The sequence below is a fragment of the Mixta tenebrionis genome (assembly GCF_006517625.1).
GTDB classification, from domain to species: Bacteria; Pseudomonadota; Gammaproteobacteria; order Enterobacterales; family Enterobacteriaceae; genus Mixta; species Mixta tenebrionis.
Genome location: NZ_VHQI01000058.1, coordinates 1 through 404 on the forward strand (window position 1 = coordinate 1; position 404 = coordinate 404).

At 54.7% G+C, this 404-nt stretch carries 1 protein-coding gene; it reads left to right on the top strand.

The window, feature by feature from the left end:
• Window positions 1–404, top strand: a 404-nt coding sequence (locus tag FKM52_RS21520) for a flagellin N-terminal helical domain-containing protein (protein WP_484213167.1), incomplete at both ends; no start/stop codon positions are given.

The following is a 404-nucleotide window of genomic DNA, read 5'->3' on the forward strand; positions in this document are numbered from 1 at the left end:
CTGCGTATCAACAGTGCAAAAGATGACGCAGCAGGTCAGGCGATTGCTAACCGCTTTACCTCTAATATCAACGGCATGTCCGTTGCCGCGCGTAACGCCAACGACGGTATTTCTATGGCGCAGACCGCAGAAGGCGCGCTGAGCGAGATTAACAATAACCTGCAGCGCGTGCGCGATCTGACGGTGCAGGCGCAGAACAGCACCAACTCTGCTTCCGATATTGATTCCATCCAGGCTGAAGTTAACCAGCGCATGGCTGAGATCAACCGCGTGACCAAGCAGACCGATTTCAACGGCACCAAGATCCTCGATAACACCGCCAGCAAAGATTTCTCTTTCCAGGTGGGCGCGAAGGATGGCGAAACCATTTCCATCACCATGGACGCCAGCAGCGGCTGGAACAA